The sequence below is a fragment of the Halosimplex yunnanense genome, from assembly GCF_054504345.1.
On sequence record NZ_JBTJEL010000028.1, the window covers coordinates 95,313 to 121,059 of the forward strand.

General features: G+C 68.6%; 25 protein-coding genes. 14 read left to right on the plus strand and 11 right to left on the minus strand.

What is annotated here, in order from left to right:
- Positions 1-11 precede the first annotated feature (11 nt).
- On the minus strand, positions 12-359 hold the full coding sequence (locus AB2U09_RS03150; protein ID WP_459191235.1) for a DUF7344 domain-containing protein: 348 nt from the start codon (positions 357-359) through the stop codon (positions 12-14).
- Positions 360-528: 169 nt separating this feature from the next.
- On the opposite strand from AB2U09_RS03150, the gene rpl18a reads away from it, so the two are divergent.
- Genes rpl18a through ftsY form a run of 3 tightly spaced genes read left to right on the plus strand, consistent with a single transcriptional unit; the run spans position 529 to position 2,465 of the window.
- Positions 529-702 (plus strand): 50S ribosomal protein L18Ae, encoded by a 174-nt coding sequence (gene rpl18a, locus AB2U09_RS03155; protein ID WP_459191236.1) that lies wholly within the window; start codon positions 529-531, stop codon positions 700-702.
- Positions 699-1,163, plus strand: a complete 465-nt coding sequence (gene pfdA / locus AB2U09_RS03160; RefSeq protein WP_459191237.1) for a prefoldin subunit alpha — start codon at positions 699-701, stop codon at positions 1,161-1,163. The genes rpl18a and pfdA overlap by 4 nt, the downstream gene beginning before the upstream one ends.
- Before the next feature lie 6 nt (positions 1,164-1,169).
- A complete protein-coding gene (gene ftsY / locus AB2U09_RS03165; RefSeq protein ID WP_459191238.1) occupies positions 1,170-2,465 on the plus strand; it encodes a signal recognition particle-docking protein FtsY in 1,296 nt (431 codons plus the stop codon).
- 56 nt (positions 2,466-2,521) lie between these two features.
- Here the strand turns inward: ftsY and AB2U09_RS03170 are convergent, their stop codons facing one another.
- The 3 genes from AB2U09_RS03170 to AB2U09_RS03180 all read right to left on the minus strand — a co-directional run bounded on the left by AB2U09_RS03170 (position 2,522) and on the right by AB2U09_RS03180 (position 3,866).
- Positions 2,522-2,788, minus strand: a complete 267-nt coding sequence (locus AB2U09_RS03170) for a HalOD1 output domain-containing protein (RefSeq protein WP_459191239.1) — start codon at positions 2,786-2,788, stop codon at positions 2,522-2,524.
- A gap of 195 nt (positions 2,789-2,983) precedes the next feature.
- Positions 2,984-3,649 carry a helix-turn-helix domain-containing protein gene (locus AB2U09_RS03175; protein ID WP_459191240.1) on the minus strand — a complete coding sequence of 222 codons (666 nt, stop codon included), beginning with the start codon at positions 3,647-3,649 and terminating at the stop codon, positions 2,984-2,986.
- Positions 3,650-3,707: 58 nt separating this feature from the next.
- Positions 3,708-3,866, minus strand: a complete 159-nt coding sequence (locus tag AB2U09_RS03180; protein ID WP_459191241.1) for a DUF8595 family protein — start codon at positions 3,864-3,866, stop codon at positions 3,708-3,710.
- A 431-nt stretch (positions 3,867-4,297) separates the two neighbouring features.
- Here AB2U09_RS03180 and AB2U09_RS03185 point away from each other — a divergent pair, with 431 nt between their 5' ends.
- Together AB2U09_RS03185 and AB2U09_RS03190 are read left to right on the plus strand one after the other, a co-directional pair.
- Positions 4,298-6,046, plus strand: coding sequence for a nitrite/sulfite reductase (locus tag AB2U09_RS03185; RefSeq protein WP_459191302.1), 1,749 nt, complete (start codon positions 4,298-4,300; stop codon positions 6,044-6,046).
- Positions 6,036-7,730: a Coenzyme F420 hydrogenase/dehydrogenase, beta subunit C-terminal domain gene (locus AB2U09_RS03190; protein ID WP_459191242.1), complete on the plus strand. Its 1,695-nt coding sequence runs from the start codon at positions 6,036-6,038 to the stop codon at positions 7,728-7,730. The genes AB2U09_RS03185 and AB2U09_RS03190 overlap by 11 nt, the downstream gene beginning before the upstream one ends.
- Positions 7,731-7,805: 75 nt before the next feature.
- Here the strand turns inward: AB2U09_RS03190 and AB2U09_RS03195 are convergent, their stop codons facing one another.
- Positions 7,806-8,039: an antitoxin VapB family protein gene (locus AB2U09_RS03195; protein WP_459191243.1), complete on the minus strand. Its 234-nt coding sequence runs from the start codon at positions 8,037-8,039 to the stop codon at positions 7,806-7,808.
- Between the two features lie 162 nt (positions 8,040-8,201).
- Here AB2U09_RS03195 and AB2U09_RS03200 point away from each other — a divergent pair, with 162 nt between their 5' ends.
- Positions 8,202-9,269, plus strand: a complete 1,068-nt coding sequence (locus AB2U09_RS03200) for a phosphotransferase family protein (protein WP_459191244.1) — start codon at positions 8,202-8,204, stop codon at positions 9,267-9,269.
- Between the two features lie 43 nt (positions 9,270-9,312).
- Complete coding sequence (locus AB2U09_RS03205) at positions 9,313-10,083, plus strand: class I SAM-dependent methyltransferase (RefSeq protein ID WP_459191245.1); 771 nt, start codon at positions 9,313-9,315, stop codon at positions 10,081-10,083.
- On the opposite strand, the gene AB2U09_RS03210 is transcribed toward AB2U09_RS03205, so the two are convergent.
- The 4 genes from AB2U09_RS03210 to AB2U09_RS03225 all read right to left on the minus strand — a co-directional run bounded on the left by AB2U09_RS03210 (position 10,053) and on the right by AB2U09_RS03225 (position 15,400).
- Positions 10,053-12,209 (minus strand): pentapeptide repeat-containing protein, encoded by a 2,157-nt coding sequence (locus tag AB2U09_RS03210; protein ID WP_459191246.1) that lies wholly within the window; start codon positions 12,207-12,209, stop codon positions 10,053-10,055. The genes AB2U09_RS03205 and AB2U09_RS03210 overlap by 31 nt on opposite strands.
- A 64-nt stretch (positions 12,210-12,273) precedes the next feature.
- Positions 12,274-12,873 (minus strand): DUF2617 family protein, encoded by a 600-nt coding sequence (locus AB2U09_RS03215; RefSeq protein ID WP_459191247.1) that lies wholly within the window; start codon positions 12,871-12,873, stop codon positions 12,274-12,276.
- Complete coding sequence (locus AB2U09_RS03220) at positions 12,870-14,678, minus strand: spermidine synthase (protein WP_459191248.1); 1,809 nt, start codon at positions 14,676-14,678, stop codon at positions 12,870-12,872. The genes AB2U09_RS03215 and AB2U09_RS03220 overlap by 4 nt, the downstream gene beginning before the upstream one ends.
- A gap of 14 nt (positions 14,679-14,692) precedes the next feature.
- Positions 14,693-15,400, minus strand: coding sequence for a hypothetical protein (locus AB2U09_RS03225; RefSeq protein ID WP_459191249.1), 708 nt, complete (start codon positions 15,398-15,400; stop codon positions 14,693-14,695).
- A gap of 222 nt (positions 15,401-15,622) precedes the next feature.
- Here AB2U09_RS03225 and AB2U09_RS03230 point away from each other — a divergent pair, with 222 nt between their 5' ends.
- The 5 genes from AB2U09_RS03230 (at position 15,623) to AB2U09_RS03250 (ending at position 19,264) form a co-directional block, all read left to right on the plus strand.
- The gene (locus tag AB2U09_RS03230; protein WP_459191250.1) at positions 15,623-16,594 is read left to right on the plus strand and encodes a DUF8108 domain-containing protein; all 972 of its coding nucleotides are present in this window, start codon (positions 15,623-15,625) and stop codon (positions 16,592-16,594) included.
- A 151-nt stretch (positions 16,595-16,745) separates the two neighbouring features.
- Positions 16,746-17,654 (plus strand): AEC family transporter, encoded by a 909-nt coding sequence (locus tag AB2U09_RS03235; RefSeq protein WP_459191251.1) that lies wholly within the window; start codon positions 16,746-16,748, stop codon positions 17,652-17,654.
- A gap of 59 nt (positions 17,655-17,713) precedes the next feature.
- Positions 17,714-18,100 carry a cupin domain-containing protein gene (locus AB2U09_RS03240; RefSeq protein WP_459191252.1) on the plus strand — a complete coding sequence of 129 codons (387 nt, stop codon included), beginning with the start codon at positions 17,714-17,716 and terminating at the stop codon, positions 18,098-18,100.
- A gap of 45 nt (positions 18,101-18,145) precedes the next feature.
- Positions 18,146-18,796, plus strand: coding sequence for a bifunctional 4-hydroxy-2-oxoglutarate aldolase/2-dehydro-3-deoxy-phosphogluconate aldolase (locus AB2U09_RS03245; RefSeq protein ID WP_459191253.1), 651 nt, complete (start codon positions 18,146-18,148; stop codon positions 18,794-18,796).
- Between the two features lie 75 nt (positions 18,797-18,871).
- The gene (locus tag AB2U09_RS03250; RefSeq protein WP_459191254.1) at positions 18,872-19,264 is read left to right on the plus strand and encodes a DUF7573 domain-containing protein; all 393 of its coding nucleotides are present in this window, start codon (positions 18,872-18,874) and stop codon (positions 19,262-19,264) included.
- Between the two features lie 460 nt (positions 19,265-19,724).
- Here AB2U09_RS03250 and rnz read toward each other — a convergent pair whose 3' ends face one another.
- The gene (rnz, locus tag AB2U09_RS03255) at positions 19,725-20,657 is read right to left on the minus strand and encodes a ribonuclease Z (protein WP_459191255.1); all 933 of its coding nucleotides are present in this window, start codon (positions 20,655-20,657) and stop codon (positions 19,725-19,727) included.
- Between the two features lie 404 nt (positions 20,658-21,061).
- Between rnz and AB2U09_RS03260 the strand changes: the two genes are divergently transcribed.
- Complete coding sequence (locus AB2U09_RS03260; RefSeq protein WP_459191256.1) at positions 21,062-22,204, plus strand: DUF4382 domain-containing protein; 1,143 nt, start codon at positions 21,062-21,064, stop codon at positions 22,202-22,204.
- Between the two features lie 53 nt (positions 22,205-22,257).
- On the opposite strand, the gene AB2U09_RS03265 is transcribed toward AB2U09_RS03260, so the two are convergent.
- Positions 22,258-22,806, minus strand: a complete 549-nt coding sequence (locus AB2U09_RS03265; RefSeq protein WP_459191257.1) for a hypothetical protein — start codon at positions 22,804-22,806, stop codon at positions 22,258-22,260.
- Positions 22,807-22,949: 143 nt separating this feature from the next.
- On the opposite strand from AB2U09_RS03265, the gene alaS reads away from it, so the two are divergent.
- Positions 22,950-25,727, plus strand: coding sequence for an alanine--tRNA ligase (alaS, locus tag AB2U09_RS03270; protein ID WP_459191258.1), 2,778 nt, complete (start codon positions 22,950-22,952; stop codon positions 25,725-25,727).
- Positions 25,728-25,747: the final 20 nt, after the last annotated feature.

Genomic DNA, 25,747 nt, shown 5'->3' on the forward strand with positions numbered 1-25,747 from the left:
GGTCGCGGCGCTCAGAAGACTTCCTGCGGGACCCGCGTCGCGTTCTCCGAGAGCACCGCCACCATCGGTTCGACGTCGCCGAACCGCGGCCCCCGGGCGACGACGTCGCGTTCGCGGTGCCACTCCACCACGTCGGCCTCCGCGAGTTTCGGGAGGTGGACGTGCTGCAACCGGAGCGCCGCGTGTTCTCGCGAGCGCGACCGGAGTCCGTCGAGGGCCGTCTCGGTCATCGACGAACGCGGGTCGCGGTCCAGCACGGCGTCGGGCACGCGAACCGACTCGTGTTCGCACAGCAGCAACAGCAGTCGCCGTCGGACGTCGTTCGCCAGCAGTCCGAGTACTTCCGAGGCCCCGATCATACTCACGTGTTCACGCGGGCCACACATAACTGTTATCTCGTTATCAAATGTTCGGACGACCGTTACGGTACCGTCGAACAGGCCGGTACGTGATGGGTGCGGGGCCGGTTGTGGCGTGCGGAGAGTTCGTTGCGGAAGGTACTTCCCGCTCGCTCTCCCAGCGGGACACATGAGTGAATTCACAGTCACCGGGCAGTGGAGCGCCCGCGACGGCTGGCAGCCCTTCGAGAAGGAGATCGAGGCCGAGAACGAGGACGTCGCCCGCGAGCACGTCCTCGCGGAGTTCGGCTCCAAGCACGGACTCAAGCGCACGCAGGTCGACATCGAGGGGGTAGACGCATGAGCCTCGGTGGCGGCGGCGGCGCCCAGCAGCAACTCCAGCAGATCGCACAGGAGATCGAACAGATCGAAGAGCAGATCGAGGCCCTCGAGGGCGAGATCGACGACCTCCAGACCGAGAAACAGGAGATGAACGAGGCCATCGAGGCCATCGAGGCCCTCGAATCCGGTTCGACGGTCCAGGTCCCGCTGGGCGGCGACGCCTACGTCCGCGCCGAGGTCCAGGACATCGACGAGGTCATCGTCGAGTTCGGCGCCGGCTACGCCGCCGAGCAGGAGCAGAACGACGCCATCGACGTCCTCGAGAACAAGCAGGACACCCTCGACGATCGCATCGAGGACGTGCGCTCGGACATCGCGGAGCTGGAGACCGAGAGCGAGGAGCTCGAACAGCAGGCCCAGCAGATGCAGCAACAGCAGATGCAGCAGATGCAGCAGATGCAGCAGCAGCAGGACGACGAGTAAGGCGCGATGTTCGACGGACTGAAAGAGAAACTCGGCCGCTTCAGCAGCGACGTCGAAGAGGACGTCGACGAGGACGCAGTCGACGAGGAAGCGACCGAGGAGGAGCCGGCTGCCGCCGAGGAAGCCGATCCCGAAGCCGCGGCGGAATCCGAAGCCAGCGAAGCGTCCGCCGAGAGCGAAGCCGTCGACGATGCCGATACGGTCGACGCGGCCGCGGACGCCGAAGCCGCCGAGGTCGACGACACCGAGGAGGCCGACGCTACCGAGGTCGAAACCGACGACGCAGACGTGGACGACCTCGACGCGGAGACGGACGAGATCGAGGACGACGCCGAGGTCGAGGAAACGCCGGAATCCGACGACGAAGACGAAGCGGACGAAGACGAAGCGGACGAAGACGACGAGGACGACGGCCGGAGCCTCGGCGAGCGGGCGAAGATCCTCGCGACCGGGAAGACGGTCATCGACGAGGACGACCTGCAGGACCACCTCGACGACCTCGAGCTGGCCCTGCTACAGAGCGACGTGGAGATGGGCGTCGCCCAGGAGATCCTCGATGGCGTCGAGGAGAACCTCGTCGGCGAGACGCGGCGGCGCCTGTCCTCGACGGGCAACCTCGTCCGCGACGCGCTGCGGGAAGCGCTGTACGACGTGATCAGCGTCGGGCAGTTCGACTTCGACGAGCGGGTCACGGAGGCCGACCGCCCCGTGGTCATCATCTTCACCGGCGTCAACGGCGTCGGGAAGACGACGACCATCGCGAAGCTCTCGCAGTACTTCGAGGACCGGGGGCTGTCGACGGTGCTGGCAAACGGCGACACCTACCGCGCGGGAGCCAACGAGCAACTGCAGCAACACGCCGACAACCTCGACAAGGAGGTCATCTCCCACGAGCAGGGCTCGGATCCCGCCGCCGTGATCTACGACGCCGTCGAGTACGCGAAGGCCCACGATGTCGACGTCGTGCTCGGCGACACGGCCGGCCGACTCCACACCTCCGACGGGCTGATGGACCAGCTCTCGAAGATCGACCGGGTCGTCGAGCCGGACCTGACGCTGTTCGTCGACGAAGCGGTCGCCGGGCAGGACGCCGTCAACCGCGCCCGCGAGTTCAACGACGCCGCGGAGATCGACGGCGCCGTGCTGACGAAGGCCGACGCCGACCCGCAGGGCGGCGCGGCCATCTCGATCGCCCACGTCACCGGCAAGCCGATCCTCTTTCTCGGTACCGGGCAGGACTACGACGACCTCACGGAGTTCGACCCCGAGGAGATCGTCGACCGGCTCATCGGCGAAGACTGAGCCGGCTTTCTGCGGTCGTTTCGCGGGCGCCGCTCAGCCGGAGCGGTGCGGACACCTCACCCGGAGACCGACACGTCGCCGTCGCCGGTGACGGTCACGTCGCAGCCCGCGTGTGAAAAAGAGATTCGCGACAGCCCGCCCTTCGAGCGGGTGACGAGGCGTTCGAGCGCGTCGGGGTCGACCGACCGGTACAGCGGCGGGAGCACCTCGGGGTCACACCCTTTCGCCGCTGCGAGCCGCTCGACGACCGCCACCGAGACGGCGTCGATCGCGTCGGGCGATCCGCCCGCGTGGCCGCCGTCGGTCTGCTGTTCACGAACCATACTCACTCCTCCACTGGTACGACCGTCGCGGTCGCTGTACGAACAGTACCACCACTGGCGCGTTGGGCCGCGACGGGGATCAGTCCTCGGTGTGACGCGTCACGGGTATTAAGTGCTCGACGGCGCGTTGATCGCACCGACCGTGACTCGCGGCGTCCGCTGCTGGAGACGCCAGCGGCCGACTGTTGCGAACCGTCAGAGCCGGCGGGGATCACGGTGGTCGTGGTCGAGCGTGTGGCCGACGAGGGCGTCCTGTCCGCGGCGAAGTCGCGCCGACGCCGCGTTGCGCGAGATACCGAGTTCGTCGGCGACGTCTTGCAGGGAACACTCCCGGGGGACCGCAAAGTAGCCCGCCTCGCGGGCAGTCGTCAGCGCCGCGCGCTGCTTGTCGGTCACCTCGAATTTCCCGTACGAGGAGGGATCGTCGCTGCCATAGAGCCGGGCGAGTTCGACCCGCTCGTGGGCGGCGCAAAAGCGGTCGTCGAACGCCGAGACGGCCTCCCGGCCGGCGAACAGCGCACGGAGAACCCAGCGGTCGCCGTGGCCCTCGGCGGTCAGGACGGTCGCCGCCACGTCCTCGAGGGCCGCCAGCAGGTCGATGCCGTCCTCGCGCCACGTGACCCGGTAGAGGGCCTCCTCGTCGTAGCGCTCGACGGTCTCGAACTCATCGACCGAGGTATCCTCCCGCAGCGCCCCTTCGAACGCCTCGAAGTCCCCCGTCGCGACCCAGACGTACGGCGTGACGGCTTCGTCGCCGTCGGACACCATGCGCTCGATGGTGACCGAACTCTCCACCGCGTCGAGCGCGTCATCGAGGAGAAAAACGGCCGCCGGGACGCTGAACTCGCCGATGATGGACACAGGCGGAATTCGCGTCGCCGGCGCATAAACGTCTCGCCGGTGGAGCCCCTTGGGGGCGTTACTCGTCGCGCTCGTCGGAGAGGTGCTCCCACACCTCGGCGCAGCCGCATCCGTCCTCGACGTCGTCGAGATGAGACGTGTCGACGTCCTGAGCTCGTTCGTCCGATTCGACCTGCGCATCCTCGTCGGTCGCCTGCACGTTTGCCGTGTCGGTCATTTGGTTGTTCAGTTCCAAGGACCCACTACGTATAAACCTCCACATCCGTGCACCCCTCGCCGTCACTGCCCGGAAGCGACAAATATCTCCGGATCCCGGTGAGCTCCGATCGGGCTGATTCGGGTAGAGAGAGGAAGCGAGACGGGTTCTCGAGACCACCGGCAAATGACGCCGGATCGGTGGTATCGGGTCCCGCGAACTCGGGTCGCCGGGACGTTGCAGGTGAAACAGGGGGGCCTGTCAGCGCTCGCGATCCATCACAGGTACCGGCAATCAGGTGGGGGTTTCCCGCAGCCCTGGCAGACCTGTCCGTGACGAGGACTTACATGGATGATCACGTTGTGCCGCTAGGCACGCGCGCAATCGCCGCGCAGGCTCTCACTCATGAACGGGACAGACAGACTCGCCTCTGGAACGCGGAGGGATTCGACGTGAACACGGTCGAGCAGCACAAACAGGAGAAACACCCGCTGGACGTCGTCGAGGACGTCAAGGAGTACGCCGAGGAAGGCCTCTCGTTCGAGGAGATCGAGGAGCGGGCCGGCAGCGGCGAGTGGGAACGGCTCAAGTGGGCCGGGATGTACTCCCACGGCCGCAAGGAGGGGTACTTCATGATGCGGACCAAGGTTCCGGGCGGCTACCTGTCGCCCGAGCAGGCCGAGGTGATCGGCGAGGTCGCCGAGGAGTACGCCGTCGCCCCCGAGGAGTACGGCGGCGAGGACCAGAACGACATCTGGGGCGACGCGTTCATGGACATCACGACCCGCCAGGACATCCAGATGCACTGGATCCGGGTCGAGGACGTGCCCGAGATCTGGGACACCTACGACGAGGTCGACCTCACGACGATCCAGGGCTGTGGCGACGGCGCCCGCAACGTCCTCGGCTGCCCCGCAGCCGGTCTCGACGGCCACGAGTGTTTCGACGCCCAGCCGGTCATCGACGCCGTCTCCGACTACTTCACGGGCAACCGCGAGTACGCCAACCTGCCCCGGAAGTTCAAGATGACCATCACGGGCTGCAAGCACGACTGCGGCCAGTCGCAGATCAACGACGTGGGACTGACCCCGGCCCGGAAGGAAGTCGATGTCTCCGGCTCCGCCGGAGGCTCGTCGGACTCGTCCGACGGTGGCGAGGAGATCTACGGCTTCCACTGCAAGGTCGGCGGCGGCCTCTCGGACGGCCCGCGGATGGCGACGCAGATGGACGTGTTCGTCCCGCCGGAGGACACGGTCGAGTTCTGCCGCGCCGTCGCCCAGACGTTCAAGGAGCTCGGCGACCGGAACAACCGCGGCGTCTGCCGGATGCGCTACCTCGTCCAGCAGATGGGCACCGACAAGTTCGAGCGAGCGGTCCGCACCCGCTGTGAGGTCGACCTGCCCACCAGCGGCACCGATCTGACGGAGGGCTACACCGGCGACCACGTCGGCGTCCACGACCAGAAGGGCGAGGGGCTGAAGTACGTCGGCTTCAACGTCATCGCCGGCCGCATGGGCGGCGACGAGTTCGCAGAGGCCGCCCGCGCCGCCGAGAAGTACGGCACGGAGGACACCTCGATCCGCCTCGCGACCGACCAGAACTTCCTCATCACGCACGTCCCCGAGGAGAACGTCGGCGACCTGCTGAACGAGCCGTTCGCCCGCAAGTACAGCCCGGACCCCGGTCCGTTCTCGCGGGGCGCCGTCGGCTGCACGGGCTCGGAGTTCTGCAACTACGGCATCATCGAGACCAAGAATCGGGTGTACCGCTGGGCGAAGGCCCTGGATCGCCGCATCGATACGCCCGACGACCTCGACGTGGTCCGGATGCACATGTCGGGCTGCTCGGCCTCCTGCGCCCAGCCGCAGATCGCCGACATCGGCTTCCGCGGCGAGACGGTCAACGTCGACGACCCCGAGACGACGACCAACGAGGAAGGCGACAACATCGTCGAGGGCATGGACTTCGGCCTCGGCGGCGCGCTCGGCGCCGACAACGAGTTCATCGACTGGGTCGAGAACGCCGTCCCCGCCAGCGCCGTCATCCCGGCCATCGAACAGCTGTTCGAGGCCTACGTCGACGAGCGCGAGGAGAGCGAGCGCTTCTACGAGTGGACCCGCCGGGTCGGCAACAACCGCCTGCGGAAGATCATGCAGCGTGCGGACGCCAACGTCTCCGGAGGTGTCGCCCATGGCGACTGAGCGCCCGTGGGACCGCCGCGAGCGCGACCTCCGGAGCGACGACCACGAACAGGTGGCCCCGGCCGACGCCGCGCCCGAACTCACCGAGCAGACGGAGGGCGACGACGTCGAACTGGACGACTCGCGGCTGCTGACCGACGGGGGACGCGACGGGCCGATGCCCGGCGTCCCGGACGTGGGAAGCGACGACGCCGACGACTGCGGCTGCGGGAGTTCCTGTGGCTGCGGCGGCCACTCCGAAAGCGGTCACTCGCACAGCAACGGTAGCGGACACTCGCACACCCACGGCGGCGGGCAGTCGGGTGGGCAATCGCCCGCGGTCCCGGACGGCGGCGCCACGCCAGCCAACGTCGACGAGAACGGCAAGCTCCGGGACGTCCAGTTCACCGCGCCGGCCGAGGGCAAGAGCCAGGACGTCTACGAGACGGCGCCGGACCAGCGCGTCCAGCGCCCGGGCGAGGAGGATCTGGCTCTCGACACCCCCTCCTACGAGATCAGGTCGCAGATGAACGACATCGAGACGCCCGACGACAAGACGTGGTTCATGGAACTCGACGAGGGCGTCATCGACGCCGGCCGCTGCATCCAGTGCGGTACCTGCGTCGCCTCCTGCCCGTCGGACTCCATCGGCATCGGCGACGACGGCCTGCCCGAACTCGTCAAGATGTGCACGGGCTGTTCGATGTGCTGGGACTTCTGCCCCCGCGGCGGCCTGCGCTACGAGCGCCAGTGGAAGATCACCGGCGGCGACGACAACGTCTCCGGCGCCGGCGACCCCATCACGGAGTTCTCCGCGAAGGTCGACGAGGACTGGCGCGAAAACGCCCAGGACGGCGGCCTCGTCACCGCCGTCCTCTGCAAGCTCTTAGAGGAGGGCGAGATCGACGGCGCGCTCATCGCCACCGAGAGCGACGACGAGCCGTGGAAGGCCGAGTCGTTCCTCGCCACCACGCCCGAGGAGTGCATCGAGAACGCCGGGAGCTTCTACAACCAGACGATGGCCCTCGGCAACCTCGACCTCGAACGGTGGGAGCACAAGCTCGACGTACCTATCGACGACGCCTCGCTCGCGCTCGTCGGCACCCCCTGCGAGATCGAGGGCATCCGCGCCCTGCAGGACTTCGAGTGGGACTACGCCAGTCAGGAGGAGGGCGTCCGCTCCATCGACTACGCCATCGCCCTGATGTGCACGAAGAACTTCAACTACGAGAAGCTCATGGGCGAGAAGCTCGAGGAAGAGCGCGACATCGATCTGGACGACGTGGGCAAGATGGACGTCCTCGACGGCCGGATGATGGCCTACGACCACGAGGGCGAACTCATCGTCGACGAGGACGTCGAGGAGTTCCACGACGCCGCGCTGAAGGGCTGTGACGAGTGCGCCGACTTCACCGGCTACTGCGCCGACCTGACCGTCGGCTCCGTCGGCTCCAGCGACGAGTACTCCTCGGTCATCGTCCGCACCGAGCAGGGGCTGGACGCCTGGAACCTGACCAAGGACGACCTCGACTACCACGACCTGGAAGACCGCTCGGCCATCGGTGGCCTGCAGTCGTGGGACAAGAAGAAGGCCTTCGACTCGCTGCAGCGACCCTTCGACCCGGACGCGCCCCGGTTCATCGAGTACACCGAGCACGCCGAGAACTACGGGACCGAACTGAACCCGCACGAAGCCGAGCACTGAACGCGGGTCTCGGCGGTCTTTTTCGCCGATCCGCTCAATACGTTTCTACGTCGAGAACGACGGAGGTGGCGTGAATTATTCGGGTATTTCGTCGCCCAGGCGCTCCCGACGGGTACGCGACCGGTCGCGTCCCTCCTCGATCGCCGCTTCGATGTTCTCGGTTCCATCGCTCCAGATGCCGGCGACTTCGCTCCAGGACCGCTCACCTGCCAGACGCTTCACCACGTCACTGAAGCTCTCTCCCGCTCGCTTTTCGGCAGCGAGCCGCTCGTATGCCTCCTCGTCGAGCGAGATCGTCTTGGCCGCCATCAATACACAGCCGTGTGCGCATCTATGTAAATCGTCGGGCGACCAGCGGTTCCACTGTCGGGTCGATGTCGGCCCGTTCTCCGTTCCGCGGGTTCCATCGCACCGGTCACAGCTGGACCGGGCAGGAGAAACCCTAACTGCTGGTCGAACGTGAGCGACCACGTGGCTACAGACGAACGGGTATCGGCGTCGGACGCGCTCGACGCGACGACGGTCGAACGGATGATCACCGCCGTCGACGACGCCTGGGACGTCCGCGAGGCGTTTCGGATCGACGACGGCGGCAGCGAGACGGTATCGGTAACCGTCGAGACGGGCGACAGCGTCCGCGAGTGCGTCCTCAAGGCGACCGACGACGAGAACGGCGGCGGGGAACTCGCCGCGGAAGCGACGCTCCTCCGCCTGCTCGGCGCCGAGACGGCCGTCCCCGTCCCCGAAGTGTACGGTATCGTTGACGGCCATCCGGATCTTCCGGCGCCCTTCTTTCTCATGGAACGGGCCGACGGCGACCCCCTACCCGCGAACGTGTCGACGGTTCCGGACGGCGAGCTAGTTGCGTACGCCCGCCAGGTCGGCCGTTCGCTCGGCCGGGTCCACTGTCTCGACGCGTTCGACGCCTACGGGCCGATCGTCGACGCCGAGCGCGTCGACCCGACCGACGCGGGCGGGGAACTGCCGCTCGCCCCCGAGTACGGGCTGGCGCTCGAGGATCCCCACGAAAGCTGGGCGTCCCGGCTGCAGGCGACCGCGAAGGAGGCACTGGAGCGCCTCGGCGACACTCGATTTCGCGACCTCGCGTCCGAGCTGCGCGCGGCGATCGACCGGCAGCGCGACGGTCTCGACCTCACGGGGAGGCCGGCGATCGCCCGGATCGACTACAACCCGAGGAACTTGGTCGTCGACCGCGGGTCGCGGACGGTGACCGGGCTGCTCGACTGGGAGCTGGCACGGACGACGCATCCAGAGTACGAACTTGTCTGCGCCGAGCAGGGCTTCTGTGGCACGGACACGCTCGACTCAGAGCGACGGAACCGGGTTCGGAGTGGGCTCTACGAGGGGTACGACCGGACCGCCGGTCACTCGCCCGGCGACGGCTTCGAGGAGCGCCGCCGGCTCTACCGGCTCGTGTTCGTCACCGAGATCATGAACTGGGTCGACGGGGGAGTCGGGCCCGAGAACGCCGACGTGGTCGAACGAGACTACCGCGAGTTCGTCGCCGAGTTGCTGTGAGGGGCGACGCGCGGTCACCGATCACGAGGGGTGCGGCGCGAACGTGGTCGGCGAAACGACTACCCGCGAGAGGACCGATGAACCGGTCCACGCGATGACCGAGCGGCTCTACACCGAACACCCGGATCTGTACGACGCGATCCAGCGCGAGTGGGACTACGACCGGGACGTGTCGTTCGTCGCCGAGCGGGCGGCCGCGGGTGACCCGTCCGTCCTCGACGTGGGCTGCGGGACGGGCGAGCACGGGCGGCGGTTCGCCGAGGCCGGCTTCGACGTGACAGGGATCGACCCCCACGAGGGGATGCTCGAACGCGCACGCGAGAAGTGTGGCGACGGGGCCACGTTCCGCCGCGGCGCGCTTCCCGACATCGACATCGACGGGCGTTTCGACGCCGTCGTCGCCATCAGAGGAGTCATCAACCACCTGCCGCCTGCGGATCTGGGTCCCGCGGTCGGAAACATGTGCGACCACCTCGCGGCGGGGGGCGTCCTCGTCTTCGACAACTCGCCGTTGCCGCCGGAGGGCAACGACCCCGCGTACCACGTCGGCGAGTACGACGGCGGGCGCTACGTCCGCGTCGCGCAGATGCAGAGACGGCCCGACGACCGGCTAAACTGGGTGTCGGCCACGTTCACCGAGGCCGGCGAGGTGTTCACGAACAGCCGGCCGATGACGCCGTTTAGCGACGCGGAAGTCGCCGGCGCGCTCGAGGCGGCGGGTCTCGCCGTCGAAACCCGCGACGGCTACGGACCGGAAGACGGTCGGACCGTCTTCGTCGCGACTCAGAGTTCGGAGCGCTTGACCAGCGCGTAGACCAGCAGCGCCGAGAGGACGACGCTGAGGTACGCCTCGCTGGCGGCCGCGACCTCCGCGGCCGGACCGACGGGGCCCATGAACCCGTAGCCGATGGTCGTGTAGGAGACGTAGCTGAAGCGGGCGATCTCGAAGAGCGTCTCCAGACCGCTCGTCGTCAGCGCTTCACCGAGGGGTATCTGCCCGGCCTGCGTCTCGAAGAGGGAGCCGCCGAAGGCGTAGAACGGGACGTACAGCAGCGGCGCGAGGAGGAAGGAAAAGCCGATCCTGATGGGGCGCATCCCGTGGCCGCAGGTGATCCCGAGGAAGTAGTTCTCGGTCGCCCGGCCGAGGTTCTTGAATCGCGTCCAGAGGTCCTGCGAGCGGTCGCGGGCGACCTCGAGGTTCTCGGCGCGGCTGTACTGCTGGCGCTTGACGCGGAACTCGCCGGCGGCCTTCATGTCGCCGACGCCCGCCGCGCTCTGTTTGGCCTTGAGGTAGGTGGTCTCGACGACCTCGGGGGTCATCTCCAGGGCGTAGTCGGGGTCGGCCGCCGGAGGTTCGTGGAACTCGTGGATGGCCCAGGCGTTGCGGTCGAGGTACTCGCGGTGGGCGCTGAAGTCGAACTCGTGGCCGTCGAACTCGGTGAACTCCGTCCGGCAGAACCGGAAGAAATCCAGCAGGCGGCGGTAGTCCTCGTCGGCCGCGGCGGCCAGTTCCACGTCGCCCAGCGAGGCCAGGGTGAGGTCGTAGCGCACCCAGTCGTCCGCTGGCTGTGCGATGCGACCGGTGCGGATCTTCGCGCGGGTGAAGTCGACGAACGCGTCCTCGGCGACCTGGGTCGCCTCGAAGTCGATGCGGTCGGAGACGACGACTCCCTCGAAGTCGATCTGCCCGGCGAAGCCGGTGTCTTCGAAGTTCGCCGAGCTGATCTCGGCGTTGTGGAAGTCGGCGTCGTCGCCGAAGTGAGCGCCCTCGAAGGTCAGGTCGTCCTCCAGGAAGTTGGCGCCGCCGGTGAACTCCGCGCCGCGGAAGACACAGCGGTCGGCGAATTCGACGGCCGAGAAGTCGGCGTCCTCGTGGAATCGCGCCTCGTCGAAGTCCGCCTCGCCGTCGAAGCGGGCGCCGGGGAAGTCGGCGTCGGCGTCGAACGCCGCGCGCTCGAAGTGAACCGTCGCACCGAACCCGACGTCCACGAACGAGACGTATCGGAACCGGGCGTCGCTGAAGTCGGCCCCCTCGCGGAACGTCGACCCCTCGAAGGTCGCGTCCTCGTCGAGCGCGCGCTCGCGGCCGGAAAACGCCGCGCCGCGGAAGTCCGCCGGGCCGCGGAACGTCGTCTCGGCGAAGGAGGTGTCGCCGTCGAAGCGGGCCTCGTCGAAGTCCGCGAGCGCCTCGAAGACGACCGCGTCGAACTCGGCGTCGCCGTCGACGGTCACCTCCTGGAAGGCGGCCTCGCCGGCGAACGTCGCTCGCTCGAAGTGCGTGAAGCCGAACTCCGTCTGCCGGAAGTCCGCGTCCGCCTCGAAGGCCGCGCCGGTGAAACTCGTGTTGTCGTCGAAGAGATTCGAGTCGCCGTAGAACTCCGCGCCTCTGGCCTCGACGACCCCCTCGAAGGTCGCGTCGTCGAAGCTCACGTCGTTGGCGAAGGCGGCCTCGTCGGCGTGGAACCGCCCCTCGAACGTGGCGCCCTCGAACTCGACGTCGCCGTCGAAGCGCGCCTCGAAGGCGTCGAAGTCGCCGGTGACGGTCGCGCCGTCGGCCAGCAGCGCCGACTCGAAGTGGGCCTCCTCCAGCGTCACGTCGCCGAGCGTCGCGTCGTCGAGCCGGACGGGGAGACGGATCGACGCGAACGACGCCGAGAGCGACTCGATCGTCGCCTCGCGCAGGTCGACCGGGTGCCGGTCGACCCCCTCGATCGTCCGGCGGTCCAGATCGATCGCCGGGAGGGTCACGCCGCGCAGGTCCTTCTGGTCGGCGTCGCCCTCGCGGAGGACCGCGAGGAACGCCTCTCGGACCTCGTCGTCGGTGACCCCCTGCTGCTCGCGTTCGTCGGGCGAGAGGTGCAGGACCGAGTCGTCGACCGACCGGGCCATCTGCCCCGCCGAGGCGCCCGTCTCGCCCGTTGCCCCGCGTCCACCTGTCATACTACCCAACAGGACAACCACCGGGGATAAATATTACTCTCGACCAGCAGGGCGCCGGCGTCGCTCAGTCGGTCGGCTGTCCGGCCTGCTCGACGGCACGGTCGTCCGGGAAGCCGCTGCGGTCGATCTCGTCGACGTGGTCGGCGTAGTCGCCGGTCCCGTCCGCGGATTCGCCGACCGGGTCGCCGCCGGGGACCGACTCGAAGGCCGTCCGCGTGTACAGCGCGAGGTCGAACTCGGGGTACGTGTGGTAGGTCTCGTAGCCGTCGGGGGTCACGTCGACCGTCGTGTAGGCGTCCGGGTCGAACCGGTAGGCGAGATCGAACGAGTCGTCGGCCGGGAACGCGGCCAGCGGACGCCGCTCGACGACCGTGGCGCAGCGCAGTCCCCCGGCCGCGTAGTCGAGTCGACGGCGAGCGGCGGCGTCCGGCGGGTCGGCAGTCGTCGCGCCGTCGAGGCGGAGCGTGGTCGCCTCGGCGTCGACCGGCTCGCAGGAGGCGAGTTCGTGGAAGTCGTAGGCGGGCGCGCTGACGTAGTGGGAACTCCCGATGACCCGGAAGGTGAAGGTCGCGCCGAGCAGGTCGCGGGTGAGCGAGTCGAACACCCGGACATCGCCGGCGGGCGGGGCGGTACTGTGGACGAACTGGAGGGTGTCTCGTGTCATGGGTCGACGATCACGTCGTAGTTGGGGTCGAAGACGCTGTTCGGCTCGACGCCGCGGTAGGAGGGGATCGACCGCCAGGACAGCCCGTCGTAACGGTCGGCCACGCCGTCGAGGTAGTCGCTGCGTGCGCGGGAGACGTTCGGGACCGGCTGGGGACCGTCCGAGAGCAGGTAGAAGCGCTCGCCGCGCTCGAGTTCGCCGTCCTCGTCGTGGTCCTCGTAGGCCGAGTAGGGGAGATAGCGGTCGAACCCGGCCGCACGGACGGTGTTGACGTACGCCTTGTGGTGCTCGGGGAACCAGTACTTCGAGTAGGCCCACGTCGCGACGACGCCGCGGTCGCTGAGGTGGTTCCGCAGCGTCCGGTAGAACTCCGTCGAGTACAGGGCGAGCGAGTCGTCGCTGCGAGCGCCCGGCACGTCCAGCAGGACGAGGTCGTAGCGCTTCTCGGAGCCGCGGAGGTAGTCGTAGGCGTCGCCGACGGTCGTGTTCAGCCGGCCGTACTCGTCGGCGTCGTCGTGGTAGCGGGAGAACCGCGACTCCTCCTTCGAGTAGGCGAGGAACTCCCCGTCGATGTCGATCTGGTCGACGCTGACGTTGTACTCGCGCAAGTGGTCGACGGCGATGTAGTCGCCGCCGCCGACGATCAACACGTCGAGCGAGGCGACGTCGCCCGTCTCGCCCGCCAGCGCCGACATCGGCACGTCGACGAGGCCGCTGTGGTAGGAATCGATCCAGCTGTCACAGAGCTGGATCGCCTGGTCGAGATGGAGGCAGGTCTCGCTCGCGCCGTTCCCCGCGAGGTCGCGCTCGTAGGTAGTGATCCGCTGGTAGCGCGTCCGCTCGAAGGACTCGACGGTCACCTCGGCCCGGTCGGTCACGTGCCCGGCGCTCTGGGGCTGGTACTCGCTCTCGATGCGGTCGCCCATGTACGCGCCGGTGACCGCGCGGTCGACCGCGCCGGCGTTGGCGACCAGCCCGCCGTAGGTGCCCGTCAGCAGCAGGCAGGCGAGGACGACGCCGCGCCAGCGGGCGAGCGACAGCGACCGGCCGCTCGTGCGCTCGGTGCCGCGAGCCGACCAGGCCGCAAAGACCAGTGCGGCCAGCCCGTTCAGCAGGCCGAGGACGAGCACCGTCACGACGAGGCCGTAGCGCGGGTACAGCACCAGCGCGTAGACGACCGTCCCCGCCAGCCCCCCGAGGTAGTCGACCCCCAGTACTTCGGAGAACGACCGCCCCTCGGCCTCCGAGACCGAGAAGAACGCCCCGAGGATCCCGCGAATGATTCGCCGGGGGTAGATACCGCCGAGCGCAGCGAACACCGTCCGCTCGCGGTGGTCGACGAGTTCGTTCAACAGCGGTATCTCGAACCCCGAGAGCAGCCCGACGAGGAGGATCGGGACGTGCGCGAGCGCGAGCGTCACCGGCCCCTTGAACTGGAAGGCCACGTCCGGGAAGGAGTTCAGGGCGATCACGAACCCGGCGCCGACCGGCCCGGCGAACGCGAGGTACAGCTCCGTCCGGAGGAAGTTCGGGCCGGGGTCGTCGAGGTGCGCCGAGAGGAACGCGCCGACGCCCATCGAGAAGAGGTAGAGGCCGATGGTGATCGAGTACCGGAGGACGGTCCCGCCGTAGAAGACCGTCAACAGCTCCGAGTAGACGAGTTCGTAAGCGATCGAACAGAACGCGACGACGAAGGTCAGCCCGAGCAGGACCCGGCGGTCCGTGAGTCCCGACAGCGGCGGCTCCCGGTCGGTCGAATCGGTGGGCGCAGTGGCCGCCTCGCGGTCGTCGCTATCGGAGGCCATCGGCGGTCAGACGCTCACACTCTCGGTTTGACGTACCAGGTCTCGCCCGTCTGTACCCTGTCGCCGTTGGCGTCGATCTCCATGTCGACGGCCTGCCAGCCGAAGTCCATCGAGCCGTCCTCCGAGACGAGCTCGGTGCCGATCCGGTACCAGCCCTCGCGGACGCCGTCGCCCGGTGACACCGCGGTGAGGTCGGCCGTCAGTTCGGTCCCCTCCTCGGGCTGATCCCAGGTCTCGTCCCACGAGACGTCGCCCGGGCCGGGGCCGGGAGCGTCGTTCTCGTAGCTCTGCTCGCTGCCGAGATAGGAGACCGCCAGCGTCGCGACGACGGCGTCGTACATCCGCAGTTCGTCGTCGTGGTCGTCGCGCCAGTCGTCGGTGTAGCTCCCGCCGTGCCAGACGGCCCAGGTGCGGTGGCGGGAGTGCCTCGGCGCCGAGGAGTAGCCCCCGGAGGCGCGCCCGCTGGCGCCTTTGGCCGCGCTGGCGACGCCGACGGGTGCGAGCCCGGCGACGCCGGCGCCGAGGTCGCCCTGGTTCTCCAGTCGCGACTCGACCTCGACGTCGGAGACCAGCTGGATCGCCAGCGTCGTCCCCTGCACATTCACGTCGTCGAACACTCTCGACTTCCGCGGCGGGGGCGAGTTGTTCCCGCCGAGACAGCCCGCCAGGCCGGCACCGGCCAGCAGGCCGGTACCTCCACGAAGGAAGCGTCTACGCTTCATACCCTGTATCGCATCGGGCATCCGGTAAGTATCTTTATGTTATCGCGTCGTGACGATATCGGGCTCGCGCGATCTCGGGACGGCGGCGGCCCGCTCGGGATGTCGGCGGCCCAGTCGGCCGGGCGTCGCGGGCGACCCGGACCCCGCGGCGGTCTCCGGTCGGCATGGCGGCCCTTCAAGTGACGACCGACGGTAGGAGTGGGCTAACGAGGCTACGATCGAATGAGCGACACGTTCGACGCGGACACGGAACGCTACGCCGGCGACGTGCGACTCGCCGGCAGTCACGACCCGCCGGTCGCCCTCCGGGGGGCCGAAGACGTCTTCGTCGGCCCCGAGTCGGTCGACGGCACGCTTCGGCTCGCCGATGCGGAGTACGTCTTCACGGACGTACCGGCCCCGAGTGGCGGCGCAAGCCCGGACACACCGGCAGTGGCGACCGAGGTGACGGGCGACCTCGAAGACGGCTACGTCGAGGACGTGGCCGGCGACGTGGTCGTCAGCGACGTCGACGACGTGTTCGTGGCCGCGGGGGCCGCCGACGCGCTCAACCCGGCGGGCGCCGAGCAGGTCTTCCACGACGGCGCTGGGACGCCGACCGACTCGCCGGACGGCTACGACGTGACCGTCACGGGGTGGAACCACTCGCGCGACGCCCGCGACCCGCGAGACGGTGTCGCCGTCCGCGGCGCGAAGAACACCGTCGAGGTCGGCGAGGGGAAACACGACCTCACCGTCTACGTCGTCGGCTGGGACAACGAAGTGCGGATCGAGGGCCGTGACGTCGACGCGACCGTCTACTTCGTCGGCCGGGACAACCGCGTCAGCGTCGGCCCGTACGTCTCGGTCACGACCGCCGCCGAGAGCGGCTTCGACAACGCAGTCGACTCGGACCCGATCCCTCCCGAGGCCGTGATCGAGACGTCGAAAGACGAGGCCCACGGCGAGGCCACCTTCGGCCGCCACCGGATCACCTGGCAGGAGCCGGCCCCCGACAAGGACTGGTGCCCGCACTGCGGCGAGAACGCCGACGCCGTCGTCGCCCGCCGGCAGAAGGACGCCTTCTTCCTGTTCGGGTCAGCGATCCGGACCTACGACAGCGGCGGCGTCTCCTACGAGTGCGAGCGCTGTAGCCGCCACATCGCTGGCGAGGTCGCTCTCTCCGAAGAAGAACGGAAAGACGCGCTGCGGTGACGGGCAACGGAATGGGCTCGCTGCGGTAACGGGCAGCGGGGTAGGCGAGCTGCGGTGAACGTGCGGATCGATACCGCACGCCACAGCGCCGCTGCCGGCGAAGTCCGCCCGAATCCGAACGCTCAAAGGGACAGATCGGTTCGGACAGGGTATGGAGGTGTTCGTGCGGCTGGGGTACCTGCTCGCGCTGCTCGGCGTCGGCGTCGGCGCTCGCCGGGTCGGCGTCCTGACCGAGCGGCGGACGGGCTGGCTCAACGACGCCGCGTTCTACGTCGCGCTCCCGGCGCTCGTGTTCTCCTCGACCTACGATCGGGCGCTGGGCGAACTCGTCTCGCCGGCGCTGGTCGCGGGCGTGCTCGTCGTGTTCGCGACGATCATCGGGCTCGCGTGGCTGGTCCACCGGCGCCGGCCGTCCGGCGCCCGCCGGAGTGTCGCCCTGGTCCAGTCGTACCACTCGAATCTCGGGTTCCTCGGCCTACCGCTGGTCAAGGCGACGCTCGGCGACGCCGCCAGCGGGACCGCCGCCGTCGTCCTCGGCGTCGGCATCCTCGTCCAGACGCCGCTGACCGTCTGCTCGCTCATCGCCATCAACGACGCGGACGCCGACATCGCGACGGAACTGCGCGGCGTCGCGACCAACCCCGTCCTCATCGCGCTCGTGGCGGGACTCTCCGTCTCGACCGCCGGACTGGGCGCGCCGGGCACCGTCGCGACCGGCCTCAGCTGGGTCTCCGAACTCGCGCTGCCCATCGCACTGCTGTGCGTCGGCGCCTCGCTCCAGGTGGTCGATGCCGACGTGGACTACGGGCTGACCGGCTCGGTCGTCGCGATGAAGATCGGGCTGATGCCCGCCGTCGCGTGGGTCGTCTTCACGCTGCTCTCCGTCGACGCGACCGCCGCCGCGGCCGTCGTCGTCATGCTCGGGATGCCCTCGGCGGTCTCGACGTACGTCTACTCGACGGAACTCGGCGGTGACTCCCAACTCGCCTCGCTCAACGTCTTCGCCACCACGCTCGCCTCGCTGGGCACCGTCGCGCTCATCCTCGAAGTGATGGGGTAGCCCCGCGGTCGCCGCGAAACTCGCCGGATTTTATCAGCGCTCGCGCCCCATCGACGGGCATGGCCTACCACCACGTCGACCCCGACGACCTATCGGCGACGCCCGACTACCCCTGCGACCGCCGCGGCGTCTCAGACGCGACGGAACTGGCCGCGCTCCACCTCGCGACCTACGAGATGGAACCCGGCGAGCAACTGCCGCGGGTGTACCACTACCACGACCGCCGCGAGGAAGCGTTCTACGTGATTTCGGGGACACTGCACGTCGAGACGCCCGACGAGGAGTACGTCGTCGAGGAGGGCGAGGTGTTCGTCGCCGAACCCGAGAGCCCCCATCGAGCGTACAATCCCGAAGGCGCCGAGGGGTCGGTGCGGGTGCTCGGGACGGGCGCGCCGAAATCGGACATCGCCCATCCGTACGAACCGGGCGACAGTGGCGAGGAGTGAGCGCGACTGGATACCCTTTAGGGGCCCCCGCTCGGACGGAGGGACATGACGAAGAAAGGCGAGACTCTGGACCGGATCATCGACAGCGGCGTGACCGCAGTCCTCCGCGGCATCGACGAGGACGACATCGTCACGGTCGCCGAGGCCGTCCACGAGGGCGGCGTCACGGCCATCGAGATCACGGCCGACGCAAAGCGCTGCAGCGAGATGATAGCCGACGTGGACCGCGCGCTGGAGGGCACCGACGCGGTCATCGGCGCGGGGACGGTGATGGACGCCGCGGCCGCGCGCAACGTCATCGAGGCCGGCGCGGAGTTCGTCCTCGCCCCCAATCTCAACGAGGAGGTCATCGACGTCTGCAACCGCGAGGGCGTCGTCGCCATCCCCGGCGTCATGACGCCCACCGAAGCCGCCGACGCGATGGAGGCCGGCGCGGACATCCTGAAGATGTTCCCCGCCTCGACCGTCGGCCCGGGCCACATCGGCGCGCTGCAGGGCCCGCTGGGCGACGTCCCCATCATGCCCACCGGCGGCGTCTCGACCGACAACGTCGCCGAGTACTTCGACGCCGGCGCGGTCGCCGTCGGCGCCGGGTCCGCGCTCGTCGACTACGACGCCATCGCCAGCGACGACTGGGACGGCGTCCGCGAGTCCGCCGCGGCGTTCGTCGAGGCCGTCGAAGACGCCCGGTCGTAGCGACCGTATTCTGCCGCCGGTCGCTTTCCGGCGCGTCCCGTCACCGATAAGAGGCGCGACCGACCAGTGAATTCCATGGGAAATCGGTCGCTCGACGACTTCGCGGGCGGTGGCGAATCCGACGGTTCCCCCGACGAGTCCGCGGACGCTGCCGACGAACCCGGAGCATCCGCTGCCGAGTCCGGAGACCCCGTGGGCTCGTCGGTGGACGACGACGCGAGCGACGCGAGCGATAGCGAAGGTGACGCCTCCTCCGAGGAGACCAGTGGTGGCGACGCGGAGACGGACACCTCAGAGGACTCTAGCGAGAGCGACGGGCCACCAGTTTCTGCGACGGCAGTCGAACCGGCCGTGTCGACCTACACGTGGAGCGGCGACGGCGGCGTCTGCGACGCCTGCGGCGAGACGGTCGACCGCCGCTGGCGACAGGACGACGACCTCGTCTGCCCCGACTGCAAAGACTGGTGAACCGGCGCCGTTTCCGGGACGAGCGTCGCCGTTGGTTCTGAACGCGGAGTTGAGCGAGGAAATCAGGTCAGAGTGACCGCAGGGACTACTGAGCGTTGACAGCCCTCGACGCGCTCGCTAGCAGTTGTAGTGACCGCAACCGCAGGATGTGTTGAGAGATGAAAGCCCTCGGCGCGCTCGCGGTCGCTGAGGCGGGATATCCGCGCTCTCCGCACTGCCCGCGCGGATAGTGCCCGCTCAGACGACTAGATAAACGCGAGCCCGCCTCGCCCTTTCAGTCCGCCAGGGACAGCAACCGCACCACCACAGTACCGCAGACAGCCACTAGCCTCCCCAGCCGATTCGCTCGCCGTCGCCTCGCTCATCCCTCGCACGGCTATTTCGAGCGGCCCGCCAAGCGGCGGGCACGCTCGACAGCGCGCGCCATCGCAGCAGATCCGTCGTCCGAGGTCGCGGAGAATCACTCGTCGTCGGCTTCGTCGGGGAACGGGACGGCGAACTCCTCGCCGTCGTCGGGGACCCACGCCTCGCCGTCGAAGTGCTCGCGGGCTTCGCGCTCGATCGGGGTGTGGTCGCCGGCGTAGCGCGTGGAGATGTGGGTCAGGGCGAGCCGTTTCGCGCCGGCGCGGTCGGCGATGACGGCGGCCTCGCGGGCGGTCGAGTGGGCGGTCTCCTTGGCGCGGTCGGCCCAGTCGCTGGCGAAGGTGGCGTCGTGGACGAGCAGGTCGGCGTCCTCGGCGGCGGCGACGACGGCGTCGGTGGGCCGGGTGTCGCCGGTGTAGACGAGCGTCCGGCCCGGTCGCGGCGGGCCGACGACTTCCTCGGGCTGGACCGTGCGGCCGTCGTGTTCGACGGGTTCGCCGCGGTGGAGCTTCGAGTACTCGGGACCGGGCGGGATGTCGAGTTCCTCCTCGGCCTTCTCGCGGTCGAAGCGGCCCTTGCGGTCGTCCTCGACCAGAGCGTAGCCGACGGCGTTGGTGCGGTGGTCGGTGCGGACGGCGCGGACCTCGTACTCCGAGCGGTGGAGGACGACCTCGCCGGGGTCGATCTGGTGGATTCGGACGGGGAAGGCTGGGTCGGTGCCGGCGGCGTGGACGAGATCCTCGAGCTGGCCGCGGGTACCGCTGGGGGCGTGGATGGCGAGCGGGGCCTCGCGGTCGTTGAAATCGAGGGTCTGGAGGAAGCCGGGGATGCCGAGGACGTGGTCGCCGTGGAGGTGCGTGACGAAGATGTGGTCGACGTCGAACCCGGTGGAAAAACGCATCATCTGGCGCTGGGTGCCCTCGCCGCAGTCGAAGAGGAGACGGTCGCCGTCGCGGTTGACCAGCAGCGCGCTCGTGTTGCGCTGGGTGGTCGGGACCGCACCGCTCGTCCCGAGAAACGTCACGCGCATGTCCGCCTCTCGGCGGGCGCCCGGTAAACGCGTGTCGGATCCCGATCCGCGGGTCGAACCGACCTGCCGCCCGACCGCTCGCCGACCACGGCCCGTTCACCGCTACAAACTATTCGCCGACCACTCGTCGTCGACATCCGACGGATCGGTCGCCGGTAAGCATGATATAAATGCCTTTCGTTCGTTTATCTCAGCGTGTTTCCCGTTCGTGGCGAAAACGCGACCGATTGCGGCTATCAGTACGATCTGTAATTCGAGTTGATCGGTGTTGATCCGGGTTCGAAGTCGCACTTATATATGAGTATCGGGGTCGTACCGGGAAGTACGATGTCACAGCTAGAGCGACCACGAACCGAGCGCGGACCGACGAGCGGACGCCGAACGCGAGGGCCCGAGGTGTGGGCATGAAACGCGCCATCGTCGCGCTCGCGACGGCGTTTCTGATCGTCACTGCCGGATGTGCGGCGACGCCCGGCACGGGGACGCCGACCGCCCTCGACGGTGACGACGGCGCCGCCGGAGATGGAGCCGACGGTACGGACACGGCGGACGCCGACTCGGGGGCGGTCAACTTCTACGTGAGCGACGAGCCGAACGACATGGACGACTTCGCGCACCTGAACGTCACGATCACGAGCGTTCAGTTCCACCTCGTCGAGGCCGCCGACAACGAGTCGACCGAGGTGGGCAACGAGTCCACGGTGACGGCCGCGAACGCGACCGCCACGGTCGGGAACACGACCGCCACGGCCGCGAACGCGACTGCGACAGACACGAACGAGACTGATGCAGACGAAGAGCGCGAGGAAGCGAACGAGATGGACGACGACGAGGAGAGCGAGGACGGTCGCTGGGTCACGCGTGACGTGAACGCGACCGAGGTCGACCTCTCGCAGTTGCGCGGTGCCAATGCCACGCTCCTCCAGCAGTTCGACCTGCCCGCGGGCGAGTACAACAAGGTCCACATGGAAGTGAGCGAGGTCGAAGGGACGCTGAAAAACGGCGACGACCAGCGGGTCAAGCTCCCGAGCGACAAGCTCCAGCTCAACAGCGAGTTCACCGTCGAGAACGGCTCCGAGGTGGACTTCGTCTACGACGTGACCGTCCACGAGGCGGGCAACAGCGGGAAGTACATCCTCAAGCCCGTCGTGGGCGAGTCCGGGACTGACGTGCCCATCGAGCGAGTCGACGACCGCGACGACGATGACGAGCGCGACGGCGACGACGAGGACGAGCGCGCTATCGAAGCGGCGTTCGCGGGCAACGTCACCGCCGGCGAGAACGTCACCGTGCGTGTGACCGAGAACGGCAGCGCGCTGGCGAACGCGACGGTCGCCGTCGACGACGGGCCGACGGGCACGACCGACGCCGACGGCGAGTACGTCGTGAGCGTGCCGAGCGACGCCGAAGAACTCGAAATCGAGGTCCAATCGGGCGACGCCGAGGCCGAACTCGAAGCGGAGTTCGAGGACGGAGACGACGGGTCCGAGAACGGTGACTCCGACGACAGCCCCGACGAGGGCGCCGGGAACGGGCAAGACAACTGAGACGGCTAACGGGCGCGAGAGCGGTCCCGCGACAATAGGTTCCGCGGCGACACTCAGTTTCCGCGCTCGTCCGCACAGGGACGGTCCCGCTCGGTGACCCGGACGGTTCGGGTCACCGTGGCGACGGTTCTGTTTTCGGTTTCGGCGGTGCCGTTTGCGGTCGCGACGGTCGCTCGAACCGTCACCGAGTCGCCACCGTTCAGCGACGACGGCTGTTCGACGACCGTGAAGAGGGTCAGCCGTTCGGAGTCGCCCGGCGAAAGCTGAACGGTGTGCGTTTCGGCGAGCGAGCCGTCGCCGACGGCGATATCGACGCCGAACGACGCGTCGGGTGGTCCGTCGTCGCCGAGAGGACGTTCGAGGACGAGCGACCCGCTCAGCCCGGCGTTGCCCGGCATCGGCCCCTGCTCGTTGCAGGTGACGACCTCGCCCGACCCGGCGACGGCGTCCGCGGACTCGTTGCCCACGGCGACACGCGGTTCGAAGGTCGAGACGGTCGCGTTCGCGGGGCGGTCTTCGGACGTGAGCGCGGACAGGGCGACGGTGGCACCGCCGACGATGGCAAAGAGGAGGACGATCCCGGCGATGGCGAAGCGGCGCATACGTCGCTCGTCATCCCACACGGACATGTGCTTTCCCACTGACGATGCCGGCGGCAGCCGCGCGTGAGCCGCCGAGTGCCGTGTATACGGGGCCGTACCTTCGGAACTGTTTTACGCGCCGCTGGGCCAACCTAGTGCAACGAATGAGCGACCTCGAACAGGAGTATCGACTCGACTACTTCGAGGAGCACGGCTTCCACCGGAAGCAGTGTTCCGAGTGTGGGGCCCACTTCTGGACGCTCGACGGGGACCGGGCGACCTGCGGCGAGCCGCCATGCGAGGAGTACGGCTTCATCGACGACCCCGGCTTCGACGAGGAGCTCTCGCTGGAGGAGATGCGCGAGCAGTTCCTCTCCTTCTTCGAGGCGCGGGACCACGAGCGCATCGACCCCTATCCCGTCGCCGCCAACCGCTGGCGCGACGACGTCCTCCTGACCCAGGCGTCTATCTACGACTTCCAGCCGCACGTCACCAGCGGCGAGTCGCCGCCGCCGGCGAACCCGCTGGTCGTCTCCCAGCCGTGCATCCGGATGCAGGACATCGACAACGTCGGCAAGACCGGCCGCCACACGATGGCCTTCGAGATGGGCGGCCACCACGCGTTCAACGCCGACGAGGGCACCGACTACGCCTACGAGGGTGAGATCTACTGGAAGGACCAGTGCGTCGAGCACTGCATGGATCTCCTCGCCGAGGTCGGCGCCCCCCGCGAGGACGTGACCCTCATCGAGGACCCGTGGGTGGGTGGCGGCAACGCCGGCCCCGCCTTCGAAGTCATCTACAACGGGCTCGAACTCGCGACGCTCGTCTTCATGTGCTTCGAGCAGGACCCCGACGGCGACATCGAGATGAAGGACGGCAACACGTACAGCCGGATGGACCGCCGGGTCATCGACACCGGCTACGGCATCGAGCGCTGGACGTGGATGTCCCAGGGCACCCCCACCGTCTACGAGGCCATCTACCCCGAGATGATCGACTTCCTGAAGGACAACGCCGGCCTCGACTACTCCGAGCGGGAGGCCGAGATCGTCCACCGCGCCGCCACGCTGGCCGGCCACATGGACATCGACGAGGCCGAGGACATGGAGTCCGCGCGGGACAACATCGCCGACAAGCTCGACGTCTCCACGAGCGAACTCGTCGACCTGCTCGAACCGCTGGAGGACATCTACGCCATCGCCGACCACTGCCGCACGCTCGCGTACATGCTCGGCGACAACATCGTCCCCTCCAACGTCGGCACGGGCTATCTCGCCCGGATGGTCCTGCGCCGGACCAAGCGCCTCGTGGACAACGTCGGCGTCGACGCCCCGCTGGACGAACTCGTCGACATGCAGGCCGACCGGCTGGGCTACCAGAACCGCGACACCATCCGCGACATCGTCCGCACCGAGGTCGAGAAGTACCGCGAGACGCTCGACCAGGGCGGCCGCCGCGTCCGCCGACTCGCCGACGATTACGCCGAACAGGGCGAGCCCATCCCCGTCCGCGAACTCATCGAACTCTACGACTCCCACGGTATCCAGCCGGACATGGTCGAGGAGATCGCCGCCGAGAAGGGCGTCGCGGTGGAGACGCCGGACGACTTCTACGCGCTCGTCGCCGACCGGCACGGCAGCGGGCAGGCCTTCGACGAGGACGAGGAGCGGCCCTACGCCGACCGCCTCGAAGAACTGCCCGACACCGACCGGCTGTACTACGAGAACCAGCAGCGGACGGAGTTCGAGGCCGTCGTGCTGGAAGTGTTCGAGCGCGACGACGACACCTACGACGTGGTGCTCGACCAGACGATGTTCTACCCCGAGGGCGGTGGCCAGCCGCCGGACCACGGGACGCTCTCGACCGACGACGTGACCGCCGAGGTCTCGGACGTGCAGATCGTCGACGGCGTCATCCTCCACACCGCCGACGAGGACCCCGGTAAGGGCGAGTTCGTCCGCGGGCAGATCGAGGCCACGCGCCGCCAGCGCCTGATGGCCCACCATACCGCGACGCACGTCGTCGTCCACGCCGCCCGGCAGGTACTCGGCGAGCACGTCCGCCAGGCCGGCGCCCAGAAGGGCGTCGAGTCCTCGCGCATCGACGTGAGCCACTACGAGTCGGTCTCCCGCGAGCAGGTCCGGGAGATCGAACACCGCGCGAACGACATCGTCCGGTCGAACGTGCAGGTGAAACAGGAGTGGCCCGACCGCCACGAGGCCGAGGACGAACACGGCTTCGACCTCTACCAGGGCGGTATCCCGGCCGGCGAGAACATCCGCCTCATCCACGTCGCCGACGACGTGCAGGCCTGTGGAGGCACCCACGTCGCCCGCACCGGCGACATCGGGACGATCAAGGTGCTCGGCACCGAGCGCGTTCAGGACGGCGTCATCCGCATCGAGTTCGCCGCCGGCGACGCGGCGGTTCAGGCCACTCAGGACACCGAGGACGCCCTCTACGAGGCCGCCGACGTCCTCGACGTGGCGCCCGAGGAAGTGCCCGAGACCGCCGAGCGCTTCTTCACCGAGTGGAAGGAGCGCGGCAAGACCATCGAGCAGCTCAAGGAGGAACTCGCCGAGGTCCGCGCTTCGGCCGGCGGCGACGCTGGCGAGGAAGTCGAAGTCGGCGACGAGACCGCCGTCGTCCAGCGCCTCGACGGCGACATGGACGAGCTCCGCGCGACCGCGAACGCCCTCGTCGAAGAGGGCAAGATCGCCGTGCTCGGCTCGGGTGACGACGGCGCAACCTTCGTCGTCGCCGTCCCCGACGGCTCGGCCGTCAACGCCGGCGAAGTCGTCAGCGAACTGGCGAGCAAGGTCGGCGGCGGAGGCGGCGGCCCGCCGGACTTCGCGCAGGGCGGCGGTCCGGACGTCGACGCCCTCGACGACGCGCTCGACGAGGCCCCCGACGTGCTCCAGCAGGTCGCCAACGCCTGAAGTCGCCGAATGTCGCTTTT

Bases quoted from the DNA above. Each gene is read 5' to 3' on its own strand.
- AB2U09_RS03250 (WP_459191254.1), top strand. From the start codon at position 18,872: ATGGGAAATCGGTCGCTCGACGACTTCGCGGGCGGTGGCGAATCCGAC.
- AB2U09_RS03220 (WP_459191248.1), bottom strand. From the start codon at position 14,678: ATGGCCTCCGATAGCGACGACCGCGAGGCGGCCACTGCGCCCACCGAT.
- AB2U09_RS03235 (WP_459191251.1), top strand. From the start codon at position 16,746: ATGGAGGTGTTCGTGCGGCTGGGGTACCTGCTCGCGCTGCTCGGCGTC.
- AB2U09_RS03190 (WP_459191242.1), top strand. From the start codon at position 6,036: ATGGCGACTGAGCGCCCGTGGGACCGCCGCGAGCGCGACCTCCGGAGC.
- AB2U09_RS03225 (WP_459191249.1), bottom strand. From the start codon at position 15,400: ATGAAGCGTAGACGCTTCCTTCGTGGAGGTACCGGCCTGCTGGCCGGT.
- AB2U09_RS03215 (WP_459191247.1), bottom strand. From the start codon at position 12,873: ATGACACGAGACACCCTCCAGTTCGTCCACAGTACCGCCCCGCCCGCC.
- rnz (WP_459191255.1), bottom strand. From the start codon at position 20,657: ATGCGCGTGACGTTTCTCGGGACGAGCGGTGCGGTCCCGACCACCCAG.
- AB2U09_RS03210 (WP_459191246.1), bottom strand. From the start codon at position 12,209: ATGACAGGTGGACGCGGGGCAACGGGCGAGACGGGCGCCTCGGCGGGG.
- pfdA (WP_459191237.1), top strand. From the start codon at position 699: ATGAGCCTCGGTGGCGGCGGCGGCGCCCAGCAGCAACTCCAGCAGATC.
- AB2U09_RS03245 (WP_459191253.1), top strand. From the start codon at position 18,146: ATGACGAAGAAAGGCGAGACTCTGGACCGGATCATCGACAGCGGCGTG.
- AB2U09_RS03195 (WP_459191243.1), bottom strand. From the start codon at position 8,039: ATGGCGGCCAAGACGATCTCGCTCGACGAGGAGGCATACGAGCGGCTC.
- AB2U09_RS03180 (WP_459191241.1), bottom strand. From the start codon at position 3,866: ATGACCGACACGGCAAACGTGCAGGCGACCGACGAGGATGCGCAGGTC.
- AB2U09_RS03170 (WP_459191239.1), bottom strand. From the start codon at position 2,788: ATGGTTCGTGAACAGCAGACCGACGGCGGCCACGCGGGCGGATCGCCC.
- AB2U09_RS03230 (WP_459191250.1), top strand. From the start codon at position 15,623: ATGAGCGACACGTTCGACGCGGACACGGAACGCTACGCCGGCGACGTG.
- AB2U09_RS03260 (WP_459191256.1), top strand. From the start codon at position 21,062: ATGAAACGCGCCATCGTCGCGCTCGCGACGGCGTTTCTGATCGTCACT.
- rpl18a (WP_459191236.1), top strand. From the start codon at position 529: ATGAGTGAATTCACAGTCACCGGGCAGTGGAGCGCCCGCGACGGCTGG.
- alaS (WP_459191258.1), top strand. From the start codon at position 22,950: ATGAGCGACCTCGAACAGGAGTATCGACTCGACTACTTCGAGGAGCAC.
- AB2U09_RS03240 (WP_459191252.1), top strand. From the start codon at position 17,714: ATGGCCTACCACCACGTCGACCCCGACGACCTATCGGCGACGCCCGAC.
- AB2U09_RS03265 (WP_459191257.1), bottom strand. From the start codon at position 22,806: ATGCGCCGCTTCGCCATCGCCGGGATCGTCCTCCTCTTTGCCATCGTC.
- AB2U09_RS03150 (WP_459191235.1), bottom strand. From the start codon at position 359: ATGATCGGGGCCTCGGAAGTACTCGGACTGCTGGCGAACGACGTCCGA.
- ftsY (WP_459191238.1), top strand. From the start codon at position 1,170: ATGTTCGACGGACTGAAAGAGAAACTCGGCCGCTTCAGCAGCGACGTC.